Raw genomic sequence first — 16719 nt, forward strand, 5'->3', positions numbered from 1 at the left:
CCCAATCGAAGCGGGAAGCCTGCGCCGCCTGGCCGGGACAACCGACTGGAGAAAGCAAATGAGCATGGATAGACGCGACTTCATCAAGGCCAACGCGATCGCCGCGGCGGCCGCCACCGCCGGCATGCCGCTGGCGGTGCAGGCGCAGCCGGGCAGCGCCGACACCCGCGTGCGCTGGGACAAGGCCGCCTGCCGCTTCTGCGGCGTCGGCTGTTCCGTGCTGGTGGGCGTGCAGAACGGCCGCGTGGTGGCCACCCAGGGCGACCCGGATGCGCCGGTGAACCGTGGCCTCAACTGCATCAAGGGCTACTTCCTGTCCAAGATCATGTACGGCGAGGACCGCCTCACCAAGCCGCTGCTGCGGATGAGGAACGGCAAGTACGACAAGGAAGGCGAGTTCACCCCAATCAGCTGGAACCAGGCCTTCGACATCATGGCCGAGAAGTGGAAAACGGCCATCAAGCAGCATGGCAACGATTCCGTCTGCATGTTCGGCTCCGGCCAATGGACGATCTGGGAGGGCTACGCCGCTTCCAAGCTGTTCAAGGCCGGCTTCCGCACCAACAACATCGACCCGAATGCCCGCCACTGCATGGCTTCGGCGGTCACTGGCTTCATGCGCACCTTCGGCATCGACGAGCCCATGGGCTGCTACGACGACATCGAGAACGCCGATGCCTTCGTGCTGTGGGGCTCCAACATGGCGGAGATGCACCCCATCCTGTGGACCCGCATCACCGACCGCCGGCTGTCGCGCGAGGGCTGCGAGGTGCACGTGCTGTCCACCTTCGAGCACCGCTCCTTCGAGCTGGCCGACAACGGCATGGTCTTCAACCCGCAGACCGACCTCGCCATCCTCAACTACATCTGCAACCACATCATCCAGACGAAGCGGGTGAATACCGCCTTCGTGAACGCCAACGTCAGGTTCAAGGCCGGCGAAACCGACATCGGCTTCGGCCTCCGCCCCAACCACGAGCTGGAAGCCAAGGCCAGCAGCAACGGCTACCCCGGCGCCGAGGGCAAGCCCAAGGGCGACCCCAACGCCGCCCGCGACATCAGCTTCGACGAGTTCGCCAGGTTCGTCTCCGAATACACGCTGGAGAAGGTATCCAAGCTCTCCGGCGTGCCCGCCGAGCGCCTGAAGCGGATGGCCGAGGTCTATGCCGACCCGGACAAGAAGGTGATGTCGCTGTGGACCATGGGCTTCAACCAGCACACCCGCGGCACCTGGGTGAACAACATGATCTACAACGTCCACCTGCTGGTGGGCAAGATCAGCGAGCCGGGCAACAGCCCCTTCTCCCTCACTGGCCAGCCCTCCGCCTGCGGCACTGCCCGCGAGGTCGGCACCTTCGCCCACCGCCTGCCGGCCGACATGGTGGTCGCCAACCCGATGCACCGCGCCATCGCCGAGGAGATCTGGCAGCTGCCGGAAGGCACCATCCCGGCCAAGATCGGCCTGCACGCGGTGGCGCAGAGCCGCGCGCTGAAGGACGGCAAGCTCAAGTGCTACTGGACCAGCACCACCAACAACATGCAGGCCGGGCCGAACATCAACGGCGAGATCTACCCCGGCTGGCGCAACCCTGAAGCCTTCGTCGTCGTCTCCGACGTCTATCCCACCGTGTCCGCGCTGTCGGCCGACCTCATCCTGCCGTCGGCGATGTGGACCGAAAAGGAAGGCGCTTTCGGCAACGCCGAGCGCCGCACCCAGTTCTGGCGCCAGCAGGTGAGCGCGCCGGGCGAGGCCAGGAGCGATCTGTGGCAGTACGTGGAGTTCTCCAAGCGCTTCAAGGTCGAGGAAGTGTGGCCGGCCGAACTCATCGCCAAGAAGCCGGAGCTCAAGGGCAAGACCCTGTACGACGTGCTGTTCGCCAACGGCAGCGTCAACAAATTCCCCCTGGCCGACATCGAGAAGGCCAACAGCCACGCCATCCCCGGCTACACCAATGACGAAGGCAAGGCCTTCGGCTTCTACCTGCAGAAAGGCCTGTTCGAGGAATACGCCCGCTTCGGCCGCGGCCATGGTCACGACCTGGCGGACTTCGAGGTCTATCACAAGGCGCGCGGCCTGCGCTGGCCGGTGGTGGAGGGCAAGGAAACCCTGTGGCGCTTCCGCGAAGGCTACGACCCCTACGTGAAGCAGGGTGAGGGCGTGAAGTTCTACGGCCACAAGGACGGCAAGGCGGTGGTGTTCGCGCTGCCCTACCAGGATCCGCCGGAGATGCCGGACAAGGAGTTCGACATGTGGCTGTGCACCGGCCGCGTGCTGGAGCACTGGCACACCGGCTCGATGACGCGCCGGGTGCCGGAGCTGCACCGCTCGGTGCCGGAGGCGCAGGTCTTCATGCACCCGGAAGACGCCACCAAACGCGGTCTGCAGCGCGGCATGGCGGTGAAGATCGCCTCCCGCCGCGGCGAGGTCGTCGCCCGGCTGGAAACGCGCGGCCGCAACAAGCCGCCCAAGGGCCTGATCTTCGTGCCCTTCTTCGACGAAGGCCGGCTGGTGAACAAGCTCACGCTGGACGCCACCTGCCCGATCTCCAAGGAAACCGACTTCAAGAAGTGCGCGGTGAAGGTCACCAAGGCCTGAGTTCCGCAGCGCGGACGGCGCGGCACGCCCGGCGGGCGCCGCCGCCCTATGTCCGCGCGACGAGATCATCATGAAAGACGCCAACGACACCCCGGCACCCGCAAGGGCCACGACAGGCACGCGCTCGTCCCGCCGCCGCTTCCTCAAGGAAGCGGCCGGCGTGGCCGGGGGCGCCGGCCTGCTGGCGCTGGGCGCCGGGCTGTATGCGCGCCAGGCGGCAGCCCTGCCGGCCACCGCGCTGCGGCCGCCGGGGGCGCTGGCCGAAGGCGATTTCCTCTCCGCCTGCGTGCGCTGCGGCCTGTGCGCGCGCGATTGCCCCTACGACACGCTGAAGCTCGCCCGCCTGGGCGATGCGCCGGCCACCGGTACGCCTTATTTCGAGGCGCGCGGCGTGCCCTGCGAGATGTGCGAGGACATTCCCTGCGTGGTCGCCTGTCCCACCGGCGCGCTGGACCACGGGCTGACCGACATCACCCAGGCGCGCATGGGCCTGGCGGTGCTGATAGACCACGAGACCTGCCTCAACTTCCTCGGCCTGCGCTGTGACGTCTGCTACCGGGTGTGCCCGGTGATCGACAAGGCGATCACGCTGGAGAAGAGCCACAACCCGCGCTCTGACCGCCACGCCATGCTGCTGCCGACGGTGCATTCCGATTACTGCACCGGCTGCGGCAAGTGCGAGAAGGCCTGCGTGCTGCCGGGCGAGGCGGCGATCAAGGTGCTGCCGCTGAAGTTGGCGCAGGGCTCCCGGGCAGAGCACTACCGCCGTGGCTGGGAAGAGAAGGAGGCCGCCGGCGGCTCGCTGATCGGCGAGCAGGTGGAATTGCCAGTGCGTGGCATGGAGGACAAGGCCTACGGCGATACCCGCCTGCGGCCGGGCGAAACGCCGCTGCCGCAGCCGGAAGCGGTGCCCGCCGCGCCCGCTGGCAGCGGCCTGGATTCGCGGTGGAAGCCATGAGCACGCCACGCGCTCCCGCGGCCGATCCGGTGGTGTCCGCCCAGTCCGCCGCGAGCGCCAGGCCGGCGCTGCCGCGCAGCAGCGTGCGCGGCGCCGCCCAGCTCGGCCTTGCCGCGCGGCCGGGTGTCGAAGCGGTGGCGGCCAAGGGCTGGCTGCGGGCGCACAAGTGGCTGCTGCTGCGGCGCTTGAGCCAGCTCGGGGTGCTGGCGCTGTTCCTCGTCGGCCCCTGGTTCGGCTGCTGGGTCGTCAAGGGCAACCTGACTTCCAGTCTCACGCTGGGCGTGCTGCCGCTGTCCGACCCCTTCGTGCTGGCGCAATCGCTGGCGGCCGGGCATCTGCCCTACCGTCAGGCGCTGATCGGCGGCGGCATCGTGTTTGCCTTCTACCTCGCCTTTGGCGGCCGCCTGTTCTGTTCCTGGGTGTGCCCGATGAACCTGGTGACCGACGCCGCTGCCTGGCTGCGCCGCCGCCTCGGGCTCAAGGGCGGCAAGGCGCCGGCCGCGGCCAGCCGCTACTGGCTGCTGGGCTTCGTGCTGTTGGCCGCGGCGCTGAGCGGCAGCCTGGCGTGGGAGTGGCTGAACCCGGTGTCCATGCTGCATCGGGCACTGCTGTTCGGCTTCGGCCTGGCCTGGGGCCTGGTGGGCGGCGTCTTCCTCTACGACCTGCTGATCGCGCCGCGCGGCTGGTGCGGCCACCTCTGTCCGCAGGGCGCCTTCTACAGCCTGCTCGGCCGCGCCAGCCTGCTCGGTGTTTCCGCCGCCCGCCGGCGCGACTGCAACGACTGCATGGACTGCTTCGCGGTCTGCCCCGAACCCCAGGTCATCCGCCCGGCGCTGAAAGCCGCCGGCCAGGACCATCCCCTGATCCTCGATGGCGATTGCACCCGTTGCGGCCGCTGCATCGATGTCTGCGGCAAGTCCGTTTTCCGCATTACGACCCGATTCAACAGGAGCGAGTCATGAAAAAACCCATCCGCCAACTCGCGCTGGCCCTGGTTGCCGTTCTCGGCATTGCCGGCACGCTGCCGCCGCTGGCCCTCGCCGAAGGCGTCAAGAGCATCCGTGGCAACGACGTCGGCGAAGCCGAGGTGCCGCCGGGCATCTACAAGCCGATTCCCGACCGCGCGCCGATTCCGCGCGACTACGTGCAGCAGCCGCCGCTGATCCCGCACAAGATCGAAGGCTACGAGGTCAGCAAGAACTTCAACCGCTGCATGGATTGCCACGCCTGGAGCCGCTACCAGGAGACCGGCGCCACCAAGGTCAGCCTCACCCATTTCAAGGACCGCGACGGCGGCGAGCTCTCCAACATCTCGCCGCGCCGCTACTTCTGCACCCAGTGCCACGTGCCGCAGACCGATGCGCCGCCGCTGGTGAACAACAAGTTCCAGCGCGCCGACGGTCTGCGCTGAGCTAACGCAAACGGGGAAGATCATGAGCGAAAGCAAGGGCAGCAGCCTGGTCGCCAGGTTACGCAAGGTCGGTTGGGGCCTGCTCGGTATCGCCTTCGTCGGCGGCATCCTGTTCTGGGGCAGCTTCAACTGGGCGCTGGAGATGACGAACCGGGAACAGTTCTGCATCTCCTGCCACGAGATGGAGCAGAACGTGTTCCAGGAGTACCGCAACACCATCCACTACCAGAACCGCACCGGCGTGCGCGCCACCTGCCCGGACTGCCACGTGCCCAAGGAGTGGGGGCCGAAGATGATCCGCAAGATCAAGGCCTCCAACGAGGTCTGGCACAAGCTGCTGGGCTCCATCGACACGCCGGAGAAGTTCAACGCCAAGCGCCTGCAGCTGGCGCAGAACGAATGGCGGCGGATGAAGGCCAACAACTCGCAGGAGTGCCGCAACTGCCACAACTTCGAGTACTTCGATTACTCGGTGCAGGGCCGCCGCTCCAACCAGATGCACCAGGCCGGCCTCTCCGCCGGCCAGACCTGCATCGACTGCCACAAGGGCATCGCCCACTCCCTGCCTCCGGTGGCGCAGGACATCGGCGCGGCCCACGAAGGCGTGGCACCGGAGGTGTTCCACCCGCCTGCTCCGAAGAAGGAGTAGGGGAGGGCGGCGCGAGCCGCTGGCTGGAAGGCGGGCGGGCCTGGCGGGCTCGCCCGTTTTCTCTTGCGGGGCTTTTTCAGCAATCAATGCCTGCGGCATTCTTGGAAGGCATTGTTGAGGGGCTGATCATGGCCGAGCCGCGAGCGCCCCAGGCGCATGAGGTCCAGCAAACGAGGCAGGCGGGTTTTCTCCCCCTTGGCGGGAGAAGGCAAGCTGCGGTCGGACTGGCGCGCAGCCGCCCCCGCAGGGCGCCCCCTCTCTCCGGCCTTCTCCCGCGGGGGGAGAGGGGTATGCCGGCGAGGGCCGGAGCGGGGGCGATTGGGCTTGGGCGCACCGGCTTCGGGTCTTCTCGGGCCACGAGCGAAAAAACGGGCGGCTCCCGCACAGGAGTCGCCCGTTTCTACCTGCCTTCGGGCGGAAGTGGTGTGCCGGCAGTTCAATCGCCGGCCATCAAGGCGTGATCGTCGCGGCCCCGCCCCAAACCAGCCCCACCTCACACCGCATATTGCCCCACGGCCTTGCGCATGCGGTCCACCACCGTGTCCAGCTGGCGCACCATCTCCTCGGCGTCGCCGACCGCCGCCACGTTCTGCTCGGTCATCGCCGCCACTTCCTCGATGTGGCGGGCCAGTTCGTCCATCGCACCCTGCTGTTCGGCGGAGGCGCGGGTGATGCCGGTGACGCGCTCCATGGTGCGCACCATTTCGTCGTTGATCCGGTGCAGCGAGTCCTCCGCCGCGCTGACGCGCTCGACGCCCTCGCCGACCTGGGCCGCGCCCTCGCGCATCGCGCCTACCGCCTGGCGGGTTTCTGTGCGCACGTTCTCTATCATCTCGCCGATCTCGCGGGTGGCCTGGCCGGTGCGTTCGGCCAGCTTGCGCACTTCGTCCGCCACCACCGCGAAGCCGCGGCCCTGCTCGCCGGCGCGGGCGGCCTCGATGGCGGCGTTGAGCGCCAGCAGGTTGGTCTGCTCGGCAATTTCGCGGATCACGCCGGTGACGCGGCCGATCTCGTCCGAGCGCTTGCCCAGCGATTCCAGCTGTTCCGCCGAGGCGCGTACGCGGTCGGCCAGCGACTGGATGTTGGCGCTGGCGTCGCGGGTGATGCGGGCGCCTTCGTCCGACACCCGGCTGGTTTCCTCCGCCACGCTGCGGGTGGAGTCGGCATGGGTGGCGACTTCGGCGATGGAGGTGCCCACTACTTCGATGGCTGCGCCGGCCGAGGTGGCGGCGACGCGCTGGGTCTGGGCGGCGCTGCGCACCTCGCGCACGCCGGTGCCGACGCGGCCGGTGGCCCCTTCCACCTGCTGGGCGACCTCCGACATGCCCTGCAAGGTGGCCTGCAGCGAGGACACCACCTTGTCCGCCCGGCGCGAGATGGCGCCGATCACGTCGCGCCGGTCCAGGCCGTGGCGGCTGCGCAGGTCGCCGGTACACAGCACGGCGTCCAGCCAGTCGGCGGTGGCGCCGAGGTCGTGATTGAACCGCGGGCCATAGACCAGCAGGTAGTAGAGCGCATACAGCAGCGCCAGTGCGCCCAGCACGCCGGACGTCATCGCCGGCAGGCTGCCGAGGCCGGTGGCGGCGGCGAGCAGCGCCAGCGCCGGCAGCAGGGCGGCCACGCCGATGTAGTTGGTCTGCGCGCGCACCGAGCACAGCCGCGCCAGCCACTCCGGTCGCCTGCGCACCACCCGCCCGTGCCACACCATCAGACGTTTGTCGCCTTCGCGCAGGCGCTTGTAAGCCGCCTCCGCCGCCTCGACCTCCGCCCGCGAGGGTTTGCCGCGGATCGACTGGTAGCCCACCACCTTGCCGTTTTCCCGTACCGGGGAGGCGTTCGCCACCACCCAGTAGTAGCCGCCATCCTTGCGCCGGTTCTTCACCAGACCGCGCCAGGGCCGGCCCGCCTTGAGGTCATTCCACATGTCGGCGAAGGCCTCCGGCGGCATGTCCGGATGGCGGACCATGTTGTGCGGCCGGCCTATCATTTCTTCCCGGGTATAGGCGCTGATGCGGGCGAAGGCGTCGTTCGCCTCCAGGATGTTGCCCTTGAGGTCGGTGAGCGAGTAGATGAACTCTCCGTCCGGGATCACGGTTTCTATTGCGGTCGCAGCGGCGGCTGTAGGCATGGCGATGGCTCCGGGGCCGGGCGCGGCAGCGGCGTTGCGCGCACAGGCCGGTGGGAACGATGGGTCCGTCGCGGCCTGGGGGTCAGCAGTCGGACGGTGCGGGGCTTCAGGACGGGAAACTTCGAGGAATTTGTCCGAAGTCCAGGAAACATAAGTCATTTGACCATTTCCGGATAAGGTCTTTTGGTGCTACTAAAGTGCTAAGTCCAATGGCATTCGATTTATTCCGTTGGCGTGCTGCCTCGGATGGCGGCGCGTGGCCGGCACAGGCACTAAGGCAAAAACCGTGCGAGAGACCGGGGCCAAGCCCGGAACGGGACGGTGCGGGCTGTAGCAGGGGGCCGGGCAAGGCGGATTTTCGCCGCACTTGGGGGCCTTTCCCGGAGGAAGGTGACAAGGATGCATGCCCTTGTAAGGTTTCCTTCATATTGCACAGAGTAGGTGCCGACGTCCGGCCGCTGTGGTTCAATCCGTCCCCATGCTTGAAGTCGAAGATCTAGCCTGCCTGAAGGGAGACCGCCTGCTGTTCCGCGAATTGGCGTTCGCCGTGGCGCCGCATGAAATGCTGCGCATCGCCGGTCCCAACGGCGCGGGCAAGACCAGCCTGCTGCGTTTGCTTACCGGCCTGTCGCTGCCGGAGGTGGGCGAAGTACGCTGGCAGGGGCAGCCGATACGGCGCGTCCGCGAGGCTTTCCATCGCGCCCTGTGCTACCTCGGCCATTCCCCGGCGCTCAACGACATGCTGACGCCGCTGGAGAACCTGCGCTTCGCCTGCGAGGCGGGCGGCGATCAGGTCTCGGAGCAGGACTGCGAGCAGGCGCTGGTGCGCATCGGCCTGGCGAACCAGCTGGACTTGCCGGCGAGGGTGCTGTCTCAGGGCCAGCGGCGGCGGGTCGGTCTGGCGCGGCTCTTCCTCGCCGACAAGCGGCCGCTGTGGGTGCTGGATGAGCCTTTCACCGCGCTGGATGTCAAGGCGGTGGCGGAGCTGGCACAGACCTTGTCGGACCACTGCGCCGCTGGTGGCACCGTGCTGCTCACCACCCACCAGGACGCGCCCTTCGCTGCTCCGCCGCGGATGCTGGATCTCGGGGAGTGGGCATGCTGAACACCTTCGTCGCGGTGCTGCGCCGCGATCTGCTGCTGGCCTGGCGCGGCCGGGCCGACGTGCTGGTGACGCTGGCCTTCTTCGTCATCGTCGTCTGCCTCTTCCCCTTCGGCGTCGGTGCGGAGCCGAACCAGCTGCGGGCTATCGCTCCCGGCGTATTGTGGGTGGCGGTGCTGCTGTCCTGCCTGCTGTCCATGCACAGGCTGTTCGCCCAGGACCATGCAGACGGAACCCTGGAGCAGCTTCTTCTGTCTAGTGAGCCGGCCGTCGTCTGGGTTGGCGCCAAGGTGCTCGCCTTCTGGCTGAGCACCGGCCTGCCGGTGGTGGTAGTGGCGCCGGGGCTCGCCTTGCTGCTTGACCTTGAGCAAGGAGCCCTGCCGGTGTTGGTAGTAAGTTTGCTGCTCGGCACCCCCATTCTCGCCCTGCTGGGCGCAGTTGGAGCGGCATTGACGCTGGGTGTGCGCGGCGGTGGCATGCTGTTGGCGCTGCTGGTGTTGCCCCTGTTCGTGCCGGTGCTGATCTTTGGCGCCGGCGCGGTGGAGGCGGAGTTGTCCGGAACCGGGGCGGTGGCGCACCTGCTGCTGCTCGGCGGCGGATGCGCCGGTGCGCTGGCGCTCGCCCCCTGGGCATGTGCCGCCTCTTTGCGTATATCGATGGAATGAACAGAACAACCTTCCCTTCCTGCGGCGCCGCCGCAGCCCCCGGCTCCGGAGCCTGTACGCGATGACTGCCGCAGAGCGCGCGCCGCGTGCCTCCCTGTTCCGTTTCGCCGCGCCCCAGACCTTCTACCCGCTGGCCGGCCGGCTTGCCCCCTGGTTCGCCGCCGCCGCGCTGGTGCTGACGCTGGCCGGCATGTGGCTGGGTTTCTTCGTCGCCCCGACCGACGCCACCCAGGGCGAGGTCTACCGGGTCATCTTCATCCATGTGCCGGCGGCCTGGATGTCCATGTTCATTTACCTGGTGATGGCCTTCTGGTCGGCGGTCGGGCTGGTCATGAACACCCGGCTGTCCTTCGTCATGAGCCAGGCGTTGGCGCCCACCGGGGCGATGTTCTGTTTCGTTGCGCTGTGGACCGGCGCGCTGTGGGGCCGCCCGACCTGGGGCGCCTACTGGGTATGGGATGCCCGCCTGACTTCGCAGCTGCTGTTGCTCTTCCTCTACCTCGGCTTCATCGCCCTGACCCGCGCCATCGAGGATCCCCGCCGTGCCGACCGCGCCGGCGCGATGATCGCGCTGGTGGGCGCGGTGAACGTGCCCATCATCTATTTCTCGGTGAAGTGGTGGAACACCCTGCACCAGGGGGCGTCGGTGAGCCTGACCAAGGCGCCGTCGATGGCTTCCACCATGCTGGCCGGCATGCTGGTGATGGCGTTTGCCGCCTGGGCCTACACGCTGGCGGTGACGCTGTGGCGGGTGCGGCCGATGATCCTGGAACGCGAGCGCCACACCGAATGGGTGGGCGCGGTGCTGGAGGCCGAGGGCGCCAGGGCTGGAGGAGGGCGCTGATGCAGTGGGATTCGCTGTCCGCTTTCTGGGACATGGGTGGTGCAGCGGCCTTCGTCTGGGGCAGCTATGGCGTCACCTTCGCGCTGGTGGCGCTGGAGTTCTTCCTGGTGCGCCGCCGCCGGCTGGACACGGTACGCCGGCTGTTGCGCTGGCGCCGTGCCGTCGGCAAGGAAAAGAAGGAGCGCGCCGCCTGAGCCGGCGCGATGGAGACGCAAGATGAAAGCCCGTAGCAAACGCCTGATCCTGGTCGGTACCGGGGTCGTCCTGTTCGGCGCCGCAGTGGCGCTGGTCCTTTCCGCCTTCCAGCAGAACCTGGTGTTCTTCCACACGCCCACCGAGGTGGTCGAGGGCAAGGCGCCGCTGGGCAAGACTTTCCGCATCGGCGGCATGGTGGAAGAGGGTTCCATCCGCCGCGACGCCGACGGCATCACCGTGCGCTTCGCCATCACCGACACCGCCAAGGTGATCCCGGTGAGCTACCAGGGTTCGCTGCCCGACCTGTTCAAGGAAGGCAAGGGCGCGGTGGTGCAGGGCAGCCTGGGACCGGACGGCCTGTTCCGCGCCTCCGAGGTGCTGGCCAAGCACGACGAGAACTACATGCCGCCCGAAGCGGCGCACGCGGTGGCCGAGGCGCACAAGGCAGCGGCTACGCTGAAGCAGTAAGCCAGTACATCCTTTCCTGAAACCCCAGCAGGACCGGCATTCCCCGCCCGCCATCGCGGTGGGCGCGCCGGTCCGGAGTCTCCCGCAATGATTCCCGAACTCGGCCATTTCGCCCTCGTCCTCGCCTTCGTCATCGCGCTGGTGCAGGCGGTGGTGCCCTTGCTCGGCGCGCATCGGAACCGCCTGGCGCTGATGGCGGTGGGCCGGCCGGCGGCGCTGGGCCAATTCCTGTTCACCGGCTTCTCCTTCGCCTGTCTGACCTGGGCCTTCGTGGCCAACGACTTCTCGGTCGAGTACGTGGCGATGCACTCCAACACCGCGACGCCGCTGATCTACCGCATCACCGCGGTGTGGGGCAGCCACGAAGGCTCGCTGCTGCTGTGGGCGCTGACGCTGTCGCTGTGGACGGTGGCGGTGGCGGTGTTCTCCCGCAACCTGCCGGAAGCCTTCGTCGCCCGCGTGCTGGGCACCTTGGGCTGGATCGCGGTGGGCTTCCTCGCCTTCATGCTGGTCACCTCCAACCCCTTCACCCGGCTGATTCCCGGCGCGGCCGAGGGGCGCGACCTCAACCCGCTGCTGCAGGATCCGGGCATGATCATCCACCCGCCGCTGCTCTACATGGGCTACGTCGGCTTCTCGGTGGCCTTCGCCTTCGCCATCGCTGCGCTGCTCACCGGCCGGCTGGATGCCGCCTGGGCGCGCTGGTCGCGGCCCTGGACCACCGCCGCCTGGGTGTTCCTCACCGCCGGCATCGCGCTCGGTTCCGGCTGGGCGTATTACGAGTTGGGCTGGGGCGGCTGGTGGTTCTGGGACCCGGTGGAGAACGCCTCCTTCATGCCCTGGCTGCTGGGCACCGCGCTGATCCACTCGCTGGCAGTCACCGAGAAGCGCGGCGCCTTCCGCAGCTGGACGGTGCTGCTGGCGATCGGTGCCTTTTCGCTGTCGCTGCTGGGCACCTTCCTGGTCCGCTCCGGCGTGCTCACCAGCGTGCACGCCTTCGCCACCGACCCGCGCCGCGGCCTCTTCATCCTCGCCTTCCTGGTGGCGGTGATCGGTGTGTCGCTGCTGCTCTATGCCTGGCGCGCGCCCAAGCTGGCCGGCGGCGGCAGCTTCGCTTTCGTGTCGCGGGATACCGCGCTGCTGGGCAACAACGTGCTGCTGTCGGTGGTGTCCGCCTCGGTGCTGCTGGGCACGCTGTATCCCCTGTTCCTGGATGCGCTGGGCCTGGGCAAGCTGTCGGTCGGGCCGCCGTACTTCGAGGCGGTGTTCGTGCCGCTGATGACGCCGGTGGTGGTGCTGATGATGTTCGGCCCCTTCCTGCGCTGGAAGGGCGACGAGCTGATGCCGGCGCTGCGCCGGGTGGCGCCCGCCTTCGTCGCCAGCATCCTGATCGGCCTGGGTATCGCGCTTGCCGTCGGCCATGTGACCTGGCGCACCGTGCTCGGCCTGGCGCTGGCCGCGTGGGTGGTGCTGGCCAGCCTGCAGCTGCTGGCGGCGCGCCTGAAGGAGCGCGCCGGCGCCTCCGCCACCTCCCGGCTGGCTACCATCCCCGCCGCCTGGTGGGGCATGTGGCTGGCGCACCTGGGCGTGGGCGTGTTCATCATCGGCGTCACCATGGTCGGCAGCCTGGAGAACAACCTGGACGTGAAGATGAAGGAGGGCGAGCGGGTGGAGTTTTCCGGCTACACCCTGCTGTTCCGCGGCGTGCGGGATGCGCCCGGCCCCAACTTCGCGGCCGCGCGGGCCAACCTGGAACTGTTCCGCGGCGAGGTGGACCTCGGCACGCTGCAGCCGGAAAAGCGCATCTACCTGGCACAGCAGATGCCGATGACCGAAGCTGCCCTGGACGTCGGCCTGTTCCGCGACGTCTACGTTTCCCTGGGCGAGCAGCTGGAGGACGGCAGCTGGATCGTCAGCCTCCACTACAAGCCCTTCATCAGCTGGATCTGGGCCGGCTGCGTGCTGATGGCCCTGGGCGGCATCCTGGCCGCGGCCGACCGCCGTTACCGTCGCCTGGCCGAGCGCCGGCTGCCCGCCGCCGCGGTGCAGGCGGCCTGAGGAAATCATCGTCATGAAAGCCAAGTTTCTCGTTCCCCTGGCGTTGTTCCTGGTGCTGGTAGGCTTCCTCGCCTTCGGCCTGCGGCTGGACCCGCGCGAAGTGCCCTCGCCGCTGATCGACAAGCCGGCGCCCGCCTTCAGCCTCGCCCGCCTGGACGACAACAGCCAGCGCTTCGGCCTGGAGGAAATGCGCGGCCAGGTATGGCTGCTCAACGTCTGGGCCTCCTGGTGCGTGGCCTGCCGGCAGGAACACCCGGTGCTGGTCGATCTCGCCCGCCGCCAGGTGGTGCCGGTGGTCGGCCTCAACTACAAGGAAGTGCGCGGCGACGGCGCCATCGACGCCCGCCGCCTGGCGCCTGAACAGGAGCTGGCGATGGCAGTGGAGCGGGCGCGCGGCTGGCTCTCTGCCCACGGCGATCCCTACAAGCTGTCGGTGCTGGACCTGGATGGCCGCGTCGGCATCGACTTCGGCGTCTATGGCGTGCCCGAAACCTTCCTGATCGACCAGCGCGGCAGCGTGCGCTACAAGCACATCGGCCCGATCACCCCGGAGTCGCTGGAGAAGGTGCTGCTGCCCAAGATCGAGGAGCTGAAGCGTGCCGGCTGATCGTTTCCTGCGGGCCCTGCGTGGCGCCGCCCTCATCGGCGGCTGTCTGTTCGGCGCCGCCGCCATTGCCGCGGATGGGCCCACCGCCCAGCCGCTGGCCGCCGACCCGGCGCTGGAAGCGCGGGTGCTGGACCTCTCCCACAAGCTGCGCTGCCTGGTATGCCAGAACCAGTCCATCGCCGAATCCCACGCGCCGCTGGCGGTGGACCTGCGTGACCAGGTGCGCGAGCAACTCGCCGCCGGCCGCAGCGAGAACGAGGTGGTGGATTACCTCGTCGCCCGTTATGGCGACTTCGTGCTCTACGCGCCGCCCTTCAAGGCCACCACGCTGCTGTTGTGGCTGGGCCCGGCGGCGCTGCTGCTGGCCGGTGCCGGCTGGCTGGCGATACGCCTGCGCCGCCGCGAACGCGAAGCCGCAGTGAGCCTGTCCGAAGCGGAACACCGCCGCGCTCGCGAGCTGCTCGCCGGCAATGCCGCCGTACCGCCTTCCTCCGAGGAACCCCGTTCGTGAGTGCCGAATTGTCTACCCTGTTGCCCTTCATCGTCGGCGCTGCCGTACTGGTCGGCGTTGCGCTGCTGCTGCTGTTGCCGCCCCTGTTCCGCGGCAGCCGCAAGCAGGCCGCCGTTCCGGCGGACGCCGACGCCGGTCAGGCCGAGACCGCGCTGGTCGTGCTGCGCGAGCAACTCGCCGAGCTGGAGGCCGAGCATGCCGCCGGGCGCATGGACGAAACCACCTATCGCCGCAGCCGCGACGAGCTGGAACGCCGCGCGCTGGACGAGGGCGAGGCCGGCGCCGCCACGCTGGTGGCCGCGCCCTCGCGCTACTGGGCGGTGGTGGTGGCCATCGGCGTGCCGGTGATGGCCGCTGCGGTCTATCTCATCCTCGGCAACCCGGCCGGGCTGGACCCGCGCCAGATCGCCGGCGAACAGCAGTTCGATCCGCAGCAGATCGCCGGCATGGTTAACACCCTGGCCGAGCGCATGGAGAGGGAGCCGGACAACGTCGAAGGCTGGAGCATGCTGGCCCGCTCCTACGTGGTGCTGGAGGACTACGCCAAGGCCGCCGCCGCCTATGCCCATGTGGCCGAACGGGTGAAGGACGATCCGGACCTGCTGGCCGACTGGGCGGACGTGGTCGCCGCCCGCGACCGCAGCGTGGCCGGCGAGGCGGAGCAGATCGCCAAGCGCGCGCTGGAGCTGGACCCCGGCCACCCGAAGTCGCGCCTGCTGGCCGGCACCGCCGCCTACCAGCGCGGCGACTATGCCGGTGCCTCGGCGCACTGGGAGCGCATCCTCGCCACCGTGCCGGCAGGCGATCCGGTGGTCGCTTCGCTGCTGGAAGGCATCAACGACGCCCGCGCCAAGGGCGGTCTGCCGCCATTGTCGGCGCCAGCGGCCCCGGCCGCACCGGCCCCGGCCGTACCGGCGGCGGCCGCCGGCCAGGGCGGCGAGCTCAGCCTCTCCGGCCGCCTCGCGCTGGCGCCGGCGCTGGCCGGCAAGGTGAAGGCGGACGACGTCGTCTTCGTCTTCGTCCGCGGTGAAGCGGGCGGCGCGCCGCTGGCGGCGCTGCGCTTCACCGCCGGCGAACTGCCGCGCGACTTCAGCTTCTCCGGCGTGCCTCGCATGGCCGGCGACAGCCCGGTGCCAGCCAAGGTCACGCTGGCTGCCCGCGTCGCCAAGAGCGGCAATCCCAGCGGCGGCCCGGGCGATCTGGAGGGCCGCATGGCCGGCCTGGCGCCTGACACCACCGGCGTGGCGCTGGTGATCGACCAGGTGCGCGAGTAGAGCTTGCGCGCCGCGGGCTCCATGCTCGCCCTCGCTGCAATGAAGAAGAGGCTCCTGTGGGAGCCTCTCGCCCTTCAGGGCCCAGGCTCAGCCGCCGTCCTCCGGTGCGCGCGTCAAACGGCGACAGGAGGCAGCTCTGGCGCCCGGCGAGGCCTGTCATGACCCCATGTTCCGCTTCGGCGGCTCGCTGGTTTCCTAGCCGCAACCGCAAGGGCAGGTCAATGGCGCGGACACTTGCGGCGCATGCCCTGCGTCCTTCGGCTCCGCCCCGGGCGGGCTTGTCCAGCGGCCCTGCGAGCATGCGGTTTCGACAGGGCTGCCGCGAGCTTGCAGGAGGCCCCTGCCTGGATGCCGGTTCGCTTCCTCAAGCCGGCAGCAGCATCACCAGCAGCAGTTCCGGCGCAGTGGCCGCCGCCAGCGTGAGCTGGCGATAGCACAGCCGGCCGCGCCGTGGGTGCAGGAAGGCGCGCAGCCCGCCTTCGCGCTCCTCCACCTCCTGCGCCTCCCAGTAGCACTGGAAATCCGAGCTGGTGGCCAGTAGTTCCTCCACCACCGCCATCGCCGCCGCGTTCTCCCGGTGGCGGCCGCTGTGGGCGCGGAACTCGGCCACTAGCCGGGCGGCGCGGTGCGGCCAGTCCTCCACCAGGTCGCGCAGGACCGGCGACAGGAACATGCTGCGCAGCAGGTTGTGGCCGCCTTCCGCCGGCGTATCCAGCCAGCCAACGAACAGTTCCGCCGCCGCGCCATTGAAGGCCAGCGCATTCCAGGCGGCGTCCAGCACATAGGCCGGGCCGGCGATCAGCTGCACGCTGTCCAGTAATTCGGGCGGCAGTTCGGCCACGGCCGGCGGCGCGGGATCGCGCCGGCCGACCAGATCGAACAGGTGGCTGCGCTCCGCCCGCGACAGCTGCAGCGCATCGGCGATGCCGGCCAGTGCCCGTGGCGACAGCGACACTGCCCGCCCTTGTTCCAGCCAGGTGTACCAAGTGGGGCTGAGGCCGGCGAGCTGGGCGACCTCTTCGCGGCGCAGGCCGGGCGTACGCCGGCGGCGCCCCTCCGGCAGGCCGGCTGCCGCCGGGCTGAGGCGCTCGCGGTGGCGGCGCAGGAAGGCGCCGAGTTCAGTGGGGAGAGCGCTGTCTGCCGTCATGGTCTGGCGTGGGGTAAAGGCTAGCGGAGCGGTATTTATACCAGGATAAATTGCCATCTTGTACCTGGATAAAGGCCGCCATAAAGTGGTTCCGCCATCGTCGGCA

Annotated in this window: 16 protein-coding genes; 14 read left to right on the forward strand and 2 right to left on the reverse strand. The window is 69.0% G+C overall.

What is annotated here, in order from left to right; translation table 11 throughout:
* The first annotated feature begins 58 nt into the window (after positions 1 to 58).
* From napA to C7389_RS19705, 5 genes are all read left to right on the forward strand, one after another.
* Complete coding sequence (gene napA, locus C7389_RS19685) at positions 59 to 2596, forward strand: nitrate reductase catalytic subunit NapA (RefSeq protein WP_133594367.1); 2538 nt, start codon at positions 59 to 61, stop codon at positions 2594 to 2596.
* A 70-nt stretch (positions 2597 to 2666) separates the two neighbouring features.
* Positions 2667 to 3554, forward strand: a complete 888-nt coding sequence (gene napG / locus C7389_RS19690; protein WP_133594368.1) for a ferredoxin-type protein NapG — start codon at positions 2667 to 2669, stop codon at positions 3552 to 3554.
* Entirely contained in the window at positions 3551 to 4516 is a 966-nt protein-coding gene (napH, locus tag C7389_RS19695; RefSeq protein WP_133594369.1) for a quinol dehydrogenase ferredoxin subunit NapH, read from the forward strand. The genes napG and napH overlap by 4 nt, the downstream gene beginning before the upstream one ends.
* The gene (locus C7389_RS19700; RefSeq protein ID WP_133594370.1) at positions 4513 to 4965 is read left to right on the forward strand and encodes a nitrate reductase cytochrome c-type subunit; all 453 of its coding nucleotides are present in this window, start codon (positions 4513 to 4515) and stop codon (positions 4963 to 4965) included. The genes napH and C7389_RS19700 overlap by 4 nt, the downstream gene beginning before the upstream one ends.
* A 22-nt stretch (positions 4966 to 4987) precedes the next feature.
* Entirely contained in the window at positions 4988 to 5614 is a 627-nt protein-coding gene (locus C7389_RS19705; RefSeq protein WP_133594371.1) for a NapC/NirT family cytochrome c, read from the forward strand.
* Between the two features lie 493 nt (positions 5615 to 6107).
* Here the strand turns inward: C7389_RS19705 and C7389_RS19710 are convergent, their stop codons facing one another.
* Positions 6108 to 7742 carry a methyl-accepting chemotaxis protein gene (locus tag C7389_RS19710; protein WP_133594372.1) on the reverse strand — a complete coding sequence of 545 codons (1635 nt, stop codon included), beginning with the start codon at positions 7740 to 7742 and terminating at the stop codon, positions 6108 to 6110.
* A gap of 478 nt (positions 7743 to 8220) precedes the next feature.
* Between C7389_RS19710 and ccmA the strand changes: the two genes are divergently transcribed.
* The 9 genes from ccmA (at position 8221) to ccmI (ending at position 15466) form a co-directional block, all read left to right on the forward strand.
* Complete coding sequence (gene ccmA / locus C7389_RS19715) at positions 8221 to 8847, forward strand: cytochrome c biogenesis heme-transporting ATPase CcmA (protein ID WP_133594373.1); 627 nt, start codon at positions 8221 to 8223, stop codon at positions 8845 to 8847.
* Positions 8841 to 9509, forward strand: a complete 669-nt coding sequence (ccmB, locus tag C7389_RS19720) for a heme exporter protein CcmB (RefSeq protein ID WP_133594374.1) — start codon at positions 8841 to 8843, stop codon at positions 9507 to 9509. The genes ccmA and ccmB overlap by 7 nt, the downstream gene beginning before the upstream one ends.
* Positions 9510 to 9570: 61 nt before the next feature.
* Positions 9571 to 10353 (forward strand): heme ABC transporter permease CcmC, encoded by a 783-nt coding sequence (gene ccmC, locus C7389_RS19725; RefSeq protein WP_133594375.1) that lies wholly within the window; start codon positions 9571 to 9573, stop codon positions 10351 to 10353.
* Positions 10353 to 10547, forward strand: a complete 195-nt coding sequence (ccmD, locus tag C7389_RS19730) for a heme exporter protein CcmD (RefSeq protein ID WP_133594376.1) — start codon at positions 10353 to 10355, stop codon at positions 10545 to 10547. Before ccmC ends, ccmD begins: the two co-directional genes overlap by 1 nt.
* 22 nt (positions 10548 to 10569) lie before the next feature.
* Complete coding sequence (gene ccmE, locus C7389_RS19735) at positions 10570 to 11016, forward strand: cytochrome c maturation protein CcmE (protein ID WP_133594377.1); 447 nt, start codon at positions 10570 to 10572, stop codon at positions 11014 to 11016.
* A gap of 87 nt (positions 11017 to 11103) precedes the next feature.
* Positions 11104 to 13074, forward strand: a complete 1971-nt coding sequence (locus C7389_RS19740) for a heme lyase CcmF/NrfE family subunit (RefSeq protein ID WP_133594378.1) — start codon at positions 11104 to 11106, stop codon at positions 13072 to 13074.
* A 13-nt stretch (positions 13075 to 13087) separates the two neighbouring features.
* Positions 13088 to 13681 carry a DsbE family thiol:disulfide interchange protein gene (locus C7389_RS19745; protein WP_133594379.1) on the forward strand — a complete coding sequence of 198 codons (594 nt, stop codon included), beginning with the start codon at positions 13088 to 13090 and terminating at the stop codon, positions 13679 to 13681.
* Positions 13671 to 14192, forward strand: coding sequence for a cytochrome c-type biogenesis protein (locus tag C7389_RS19750; RefSeq protein WP_133594380.1), 522 nt, complete (start codon positions 13671 to 13673; stop codon positions 14190 to 14192). Before C7389_RS19745 ends, C7389_RS19750 begins: the two co-directional genes overlap by 11 nt.
* A gap of 17 nt (positions 14193 to 14209) precedes the next feature.
* Complete coding sequence (gene ccmI, locus C7389_RS19755; RefSeq protein ID WP_133594430.1) at positions 14210 to 15466, forward strand: c-type cytochrome biogenesis protein CcmI; 1257 nt, start codon at positions 14210 to 14212, stop codon at positions 15464 to 15466.
* A gap of 364 nt (positions 15467 to 15830) precedes the next feature.
* Here the strand turns inward: ccmI and C7389_RS19760 are convergent, their stop codons facing one another.
* A complete protein-coding gene (locus C7389_RS19760) occupies positions 15831 to 16613 on the reverse strand; it encodes a helix-turn-helix transcriptional regulator (RefSeq protein WP_133594381.1) in 783 nt (260 codons plus the stop codon).
* Positions 16614 to 16719: the final 106 nt, after the last annotated feature.

The sequence above is a fragment of the Azoarcus indigens genome, assembly GCF_004361735.1.
Lineage (GTDB): Bacteria > Pseudomonadota > Gammaproteobacteria > Burkholderiales > Rhodocyclaceae > Azoarcus > Azoarcus indigens.

What these genes read in the sequence shown, in the direction of transcription:
- napA (WP_133594367.1), top strand. Translation starts at nt 59, where the DNA reads ATGAGCATGGATAGACGCGACTTCATCAAGGCCAACGCGATCGCCGCG.
- napG (WP_133594368.1), top strand. Translation starts at nt 2,667, where the DNA reads ATGAAAGACGCCAACGACACCCCGGCACCCGCAAGGGCCACGACAGGC.
- napH (WP_133594369.1), top strand. Translation starts at nt 3,551, where the DNA reads ATGAGCACGCCACGCGCTCCCGCGGCCGATCCGGTGGTGTCCGCCCAG.
- C7389_RS19700 (WP_133594370.1), top strand. Translation starts at nt 4,513, where the DNA reads ATGAAAAAACCCATCCGCCAACTCGCGCTGGCCCTGGTTGCCGTTCTC.
- C7389_RS19705 (WP_133594371.1), top strand. Translation starts at nt 4,988, where the DNA reads ATGAGCGAAAGCAAGGGCAGCAGCCTGGTCGCCAGGTTACGCAAGGTC.
- C7389_RS19710 (WP_133594372.1), bottom strand. Translation starts at nt 7,742, where the DNA reads ATGCCTACAGCCGCCGCTGCGACCGCAATAGAAACCGTGATCCCGGAC.
- ccmA (WP_133594373.1), top strand. Translation starts at nt 8,221, where the DNA reads ATGCTTGAAGTCGAAGATCTAGCCTGCCTGAAGGGAGACCGCCTGCTG.
- ccmB (WP_133594374.1), top strand. Translation starts at nt 8,841, where the DNA reads ATGCTGAACACCTTCGTCGCGGTGCTGCGCCGCGATCTGCTGCTGGCC.
- ccmC (WP_133594375.1), top strand. Translation starts at nt 9,571, where the DNA reads ATGACTGCCGCAGAGCGCGCGCCGCGTGCCTCCCTGTTCCGTTTCGCC.
- ccmD (WP_133594376.1), top strand. Translation starts at nt 10,353, where the DNA reads ATGCAGTGGGATTCGCTGTCCGCTTTCTGGGACATGGGTGGTGCAGCG.
- ccmE (WP_133594377.1), top strand. Translation starts at nt 10,570, where the DNA reads ATGAAAGCCCGTAGCAAACGCCTGATCCTGGTCGGTACCGGGGTCGTC.
- C7389_RS19740 (WP_133594378.1), top strand. Translation starts at nt 11,104, where the DNA reads ATGATTCCCGAACTCGGCCATTTCGCCCTCGTCCTCGCCTTCGTCATC.
- C7389_RS19745 (WP_133594379.1), top strand. Translation starts at nt 13,088, where the DNA reads ATGAAAGCCAAGTTTCTCGTTCCCCTGGCGTTGTTCCTGGTGCTGGTA.
- C7389_RS19760 (WP_133594381.1), bottom strand. Translation starts at nt 16,613, where the DNA reads ATGACGGCAGACAGCGCTCTCCCCACTGAACTCGGCGCCTTCCTGCGC.